At 73.0% G+C, this 5,308-nt stretch carries 5 protein-coding genes; 2 read left to right on the top strand and 3 right to left on the bottom strand.

Translation table 11 applies throughout. The annotated features are described in order from the left end of the window. On the bottom strand, positions 1-943 hold a 943-nt coding region (locus tag VB739_RS16160), incomplete at its 3' end, for an RNA polymerase sigma factor (RefSeq protein WP_323358038.1). A 1-nt stretch (position 944) separates the two neighbouring features. Further along, positions 945-1,286 (bottom strand): YciI family protein, encoded by a 342-nt coding sequence (locus VB739_RS16155; protein ID WP_323358037.1) that lies wholly within the window; start codon positions 1,284-1,286, stop codon positions 945-947. A gap of 121 nt (positions 1,287-1,407) precedes the next feature. Between VB739_RS16155 and grxC the strand changes: the two genes are divergently transcribed. Together grxC and VB739_RS16145 are read left to right on the top strand one after the other, a co-directional pair. Further along, complete coding sequence (gene grxC / locus VB739_RS16150) at positions 1,408-1,674, top strand: glutaredoxin 3 (RefSeq protein WP_323358036.1); 267 nt, start codon at positions 1,408-1,410, stop codon at positions 1,672-1,674. Between the two features lie 167 nt (positions 1,675-1,841). After that, positions 1,842-4,130, top strand: a complete 2,289-nt coding sequence (locus tag VB739_RS16145; RefSeq protein ID WP_323358035.1) for an FdhF/YdeP family oxidoreductase — start codon at positions 1,842-1,844, stop codon at positions 4,128-4,130. On the opposite strand, the gene VB739_RS16140 is transcribed toward VB739_RS16145, so the two are convergent. Next, positions 4,115-5,167 carry a GTP 3',8-cyclase MoaA gene (locus VB739_RS16140; RefSeq protein ID WP_323358034.1) on the bottom strand — a complete coding sequence of 351 codons (1,053 nt, stop codon included), beginning with the start codon at positions 5,165-5,167 and terminating at the stop codon, positions 4,115-4,117. The two genes, VB739_RS16145 and VB739_RS16140, sit on opposite strands and share 16 nt — an antisense overlap. Between the last annotated feature and the right edge of the window lie 141 nt (positions 5,168-5,308).

Genomic DNA, 5,308 nt, shown 5'->3' with positions numbered 1-5,308 from the left:
GCCCCAGCAGGGCCGGCCAGTCGACCCTGCCGCTGACGGCGCGATGGGCATGCAGCGACTGGATCGCCGCCTCCAGCTGGAAGCGCCCGGGCCGGCCCGCCCGGAAGGCCTGGGTCAGGGCCGCCTCGGCTTCGGCGATCAGGGCGGCGTCCCACTGCCCCGGGTCCTGCTCCAGCAGCGGCACGTAGCTGCCGTCGGCGGCCCGTCGGGCCCCGTGGCGCGCCTCGCTGTGCAGCAGCAGGGCCAGCAGGCCGAGGGCCTCCGGCTCCTCGGGCAGCAGGTCGGCACACAGCCGCGCCAGCAGCACCGCCTCCTGGGTCAGCCCCCGGTCACGGCCGTCGCCGCCCTGACCATTCCAGCCGCTGGTGTAAGCGGCGTAGATCGCCTGCAGCACCGCCGCCGAGCGGGCCGGCAACGCCTCGGCGCCCGGCAGCACAAAGGGGATGCCGGCATCGCGGATCTTGGCCTTGGCCCGCACCAGCCGCTGGCCCATGGTGGCCGGCGCCACCAGGAAGGCCGCCGCGATGCGGCCGGCTGTGAGGCCCAGGACGGTCTGGAGCATCAGCGGGGCCTGGATCCCCGGATCGATCGCCGGGTGGGCGCAGAGAAACAGCAGCCGCAGCCGCTCGTCGGGAATCTCCATGGCGTTCTCACAGGTATCCGGATCCAGGCCGGGGGCCGCGGCGTCCAGCTCCGGCAGCAGCTGCTCCAGGGTCCGGTCGCGGCGGGCCCGGTCGATCAGGCGCCGCCGGGCCACCACCAGCAGCCAGGCCTCGGGGGCCCGGGGCACCCCCTCGACGGGCCAGCGCCGCAGGGCGGCGAGGAAGGCATCGCCCAGGGCGTCCTCCGCCGCCGCCACATCGCCGCAGCGGGCAGTGAGCCAGGCCACCAGCTTGCCGAAGGACTGCCGTGCCGCCAGCTCCGCCGCCCGTCGCCCCTCCATCTCAAGGGGCTTCCATCGCGAGCACGGGCCGCACCTCAACGGCACAGCGCTCCGCCGCCGGGCAGCGGGCGGCCCAGGTGAGGGCGGCGTCGAGGTCGGGCACATCGATCAGGAAGAAGCCGCCCAGCTGCTCCTTGCTGTCGGGGAAGGGCCCGTCCTGCACCTGCCGCTCGCCGTGGCGCAGGCGCACGGTGGTGGCGGTGTGGGCGGACTGCAGGGCCTCGCAGCCGGCCATGTGGCCGGCCTCGGCCAGGGCCCGGGTGTAGGCCGCATAGGCCGGCATCAGGCCGGGACGGTCGGCGAAGTCCTGCTCGCTTTCGTAGATCAGAACGGCGTACTGCATGGTGGGGAACCGGAGGGTTGGTGGGTCGCGCCAGCTCCGGGGGAGCAGGCGTCACTTCCATGACGTCCAGACCGGTGCCGTTTCGACAGAATGGCCACACCCGACTCCCCCCTTGCCCTCCATGCCCAAGGTCGAGATCTACACCTGGCGCTTCTGCCCGTTCTGCATCCGGGCCAAGCAGCTGCTGGACCGCAAGGGCGTCACCTACACCGAGTACGTCATCGATGGCGACGAAGACGCCCGTGACGCCATGGTGGCCCGCGGCAGCGACGGTCGGCGCTCGGTGCCCCAGACCTTCATCGACGACACCCACGTCGGTGGCTGCGACGACCTCTACGCCCTGGAGCGCCAGGGCCGCCTGGATGCGCTGCTGGCTGTCGCCAGCTAGGCGGCGACGCCGCCCTTTCATTCCGCCAGCTCCACGGTGATGCCCGCCGGCCCCCAGAGAAACACCAGCTTGCGGCGGTGGAACTCCATGACGGCGTTGCGGAGCGCGACACCCCCCCCACCCGGGGTGCCCAGCGGCCAGAGTGAGGCTCACCGCCGGCCGGCCAGATGAGCGACAACGCCAGCCCCGCCGATGCCTCCACGCCCGGCCAGGGCGGCGGCTGGCCCCTGATCGACGGCTGGGCCAAGGCCACCCTCAGCCCCCGGGGCCCGAAGCTCTGGCAGACGCTCAACCACCGCAGCGCCTGCCTTTCCTGCGCCTGGGGCACCGGCGGCCAGCACGGCGGCTTCCGCGACGAGCTGGGGGAGCCGCTGCAGCGCTGCCTCAAGAGCGTCGAGGCGATCATGGCCGAGCTGCAGCCGGCGGTGCCCGATGGGGTGTTCGGCACCCGCAGCCTGGCTGAACTCCAGCAGCTCTCCTCGATGGAGGCCGACCGCCTCGGCCGCCTCAGCCACCCCCTGCTGCTGCGCGAGGGCCGCAGCCACTACGAGCGCATCGGCTGGGACGACGTGTTCGCGATCGCGGAGGCCGCCTTCCGGGCCCCACCGGAGCGGGTGGCCTCCTACAGCTCGGGCCGCTCCTCCAACGAGGCCGCCTACCTGCTGCAGCTGCTGCTGCGGGCCATGGGCTCCAACAACCTGGCCGACTGCTCCGACCTCTGCCACGCCCCCTCCACCGTGGGGCTCAATGCCGTCTTCGGCTCCGGCACCTCGATGGTGAGCCTGGAGAGCCTGCAGCAGGCGGACTGTGTGGTGCTGGTGGGCTCCAACGCCCCGGCCAATCACCCGCGGCTGATGAACGAGCTGATCAAGCTGCGCCAGCGGGGCGGCTCGGTGATCGTGATCAACCCGGTGATCGAGGTGGGCTTGCTGAAGTTCGGCTCGCCGGCCTTCCCGATCCGCTCGATGCTGGCGGGCTCGGAGATCGCCTCCCTGTTTCTGCAGCCCGTGCCCGGCAGCGACACGGCCGTGTTCCTGGGGCTGCAGAAGGCCCTGCTGGAGGCCGGCGCCATCAAGCGCGATTTTCTGGCCGCCCACGCCGAGGGCTGGGAAGCGCTGCTGGAGCAGCTGGAGGCCACCTCCTGGGAGGCGATCACCACCACCTGCGGCCTCAGCCGCCAGGAGCTGGAGCACACCGCCGCCGTGATCGCCGCGGCCCGGGGCGTGGTGTTCGCCTGGGCGATGGGCATCACCCACCACGCCAACGGCATCGACAACGTGCAGGCGATCGCCAACACCGCCCTGCTCAGCGACAACGTGGGCCGGCCCGGCGCCGGCACCATGCCGATCCGGGGCCACTCCAACGTGCAGGGCTTCGGCTCGATGGGGGTCACCGTCAAGCTGCGGGCGGAGATGCAGCAGGCCCTCGAGCAGTTGCTGGGCCGACCCCTCAGCCGGGTGCCCGGCTACGACACCCGCGCCCTGATCGAGGCCGCCGATGCCGGCCGGGTCGACAGCCTGCTGTGCCTGGGGGGCAACCTCTGGGGCGCCAACCCCGACAGCGGCGAGGCCAAACGCGCCCTGGGCCGGATCGACACGATCCTGTATCTGGCCACCAAGCCCAACCAGGGCCATTTCCACGGCCTGGCGGCCCGCCAGACCCTGGTGCTGCCGGTGTTCAACCGCTTCGAGACCCCCCACCGCACCACCACCGAATCGGGCAACAACTACGTGCGCCTCAACGAACCGGGCACCACCCACCTGGCAGGCGCCGATCTGATCAGCGAGGTGGCGTTCCTGGCCGAACTGGCCCGGCGGCTGATGGGCTCAGATCCGATCGACTGGGGGCGGCTGCAGGATCCGGCCTACGTGCGGGACCTGATCAGCCGCACCGTGCCCGGCTACGGCCCGATCGCCCGCATCGATGCCACCCGGCAGGAGTTCAGCGTTGAGGGGCGCCTGTTCGACACCCCACAGTTCCCCACCCCCAGCGGCCGGGCCCGGGTGGCGCCCACCCCCCTGCCCAAGCTGGCGTTGCCGAAGGCGGAGCACTTCGGCGGCCTCGGGCCCGGGGAAGGGGGCCTGGTGCTGGCCCTGATCACCGCCCGCAGCTACGGCCAGCACAACACCGTCGTCTACAAGGCCGGCGACAGCTACCGGGGCATGCCCCACCGCCACACAATCCTGATGAATCGGGCCGACCTGCACCGCGCCGGCCTGGCGGCCCACCAGCGGGTCACGGTGCAGGGGGAGGCGGGTGCCCTGGAGGGGGTGGAGATCATCCCCGGCGAGATCCGCGAGGGGGCGGCGCTGATGTTCTACCCGGAGGTGAACGTGATCATGAAAGCCGTGGTCGACCCGCGCTGCGGCACCCCCGCCTTCAAGCGGGTGCCGGTGCTGGTGCGGGGGCCGCTGGCGTCAATGCCAGCCGCCGGCACGGCTCAGCCCCCCAGGTAGGCCATCTCCGCCGGTGCCGGCCGCTGGTCGGCCGCTTCCTGGCGCTCCTCACTCCAACGGTCGCGGCGGGCGCGCCACAGCCCCTCCAAGGCGTCCCGCAGCTCGGCCGGCTCGAGCCGGGGCCGCAGCCAGGGCCGCAGGTCGGTGCCGTTGCCGGCGAACAGGCAGCTGTAGGCCACCCCATCGGCGGTGATCCGCAGCCGGTTGCAGTCGCCGCAGAAGGGCGCCGTGATCGAGGCCACCACCGCCAGGTGCAGCCCGTCCCGGTCGCGGTAGCGCCAGCGGCTGGCGGTGCCGTGGGGGGAGCGGCCCACCGGCTCCAGCGGCCAGGTGGCCCCGATGCGGGCCACCATCTCCGCGGCCGGCAGCACCTGCTCAGGGGCCCAGCCGTTGCGGTTGCCCACGTCCATGAATTCAATCAGGCGCAGCTCCAGCCCCTGCTGCCGGGCCAGCTCAGCCAGGGGCAGCAGCTGGTCGGCATTGCCCGAGCGGGTGATCACCGCATTCAGTTTCAGCTGGCCGCGGGCCGGATCGAAGCCGGCCTCGCGGGCGTGCTGGATCGCCGCCAGCACCTTCTCCAGCACGGCGCCACCAGCGGCCGCCCCCCCCAGGCCGGCCATGCGCGCCACGCTGGCCCCATCGGTGCCATCGAGGCTGAGGGTGATCCGATCGAGCCCCGCCGCCTTCAGCTGCCGGGCCCGCTCGGCCCCCAGCAGCACGCCGTTGCTGGTGAGGGCGATCTCCCGCAGGGCGCCGCGGGGATCATTGGGTTCGCGCTGCCGCAGGGGCTGCAGGGCGGCGATCAGCTCCTCCAGGCGCCGGTGCAGCAGGGGCTCGCCGCCGGTGAGGCGCAGGGTGTGGACCCCCAGTCCCACGGTCGCCTCCACCAGGGCCAGCCGCTCCGGCAGGGTCAGCAGCTCGGGCGGGTCCTCGACATCGGGGCAGCAGTAGGGGCAGGCCAGGTTGCAGCGGGCCGTCAACGACAGCCGCAGCACCCCCAGGGGCCGGCCATGCAGATCCAGGGGACGCTCCGCCATGGCAGGAAAGCTAGGGCCACAGACCGGTGGCGTCGTCGGGACGGTTGGCATTGCGCAGGCCCGGGGGCGGCAGCGGCACCGCCACCACCTCCTCGCCGGCGAGCCAGTCCTGCAGCCGCCGGCCGCCCGCGGCCGTGAAGG

It is taken from the genome of Cyanobium gracile UHCC 0281, from assembly GCF_034931305.1.
Taxonomy (GTDB): Bacteria; Cyanobacteriota; Cyanobacteriia; order PCC-6307; family Cyanobiaceae; genus Cyanobium; species Cyanobium gracile_A.
Note: the sequence above shows the minus strand (reverse complement) of the source record. Positions and strands in the feature narration are given on the sequence as shown.